The sequence below is a fragment of the Methylobacterium sp. D54C genome, assembly GCF_053345595.1.
Window position 1 is genome coordinate 1 of record NZ_JBKFAK010000264.1, and the last position, 282, is coordinate 282.

Sequence of the window (282 nt, forward strand, 5' to 3'; positions counted from 1 at the left end):
CACGGCGTAGTGGATCATGTCGGGCGGCGGCACGATCCCGGACTCGCTCGAGACGAACAGGACGCGCCCCCAGCCGCGCGCCTACATCCCCGGGAGATAGGCCTGCGCGAGCCGGGCCCCCGACACGACGTTGACCGCGAACAGGCGGTGCCAGTCGTCGTCGGCGATATCCGGGAAGGCCTTGGCCTCGTAGATCCCGAGATTGTTGACGAGGATGTCGACCGCGGGGGCCGCGCGCACGAGCGCGGCTGCGCCCTCGGCCGCGGCGGGATCGGCCTGGAT

1 pseudogene is annotated in these 282 nt (G+C 71.6%); it reads right to left on the reverse strand.

The window, feature by feature from the left end:
• A pseudogene (locus ACLBYB_RS33450) lies at positions 1 to 282 on the reverse strand (SDR family NAD(P)-dependent oxidoreductase); the annotation flags it as partial.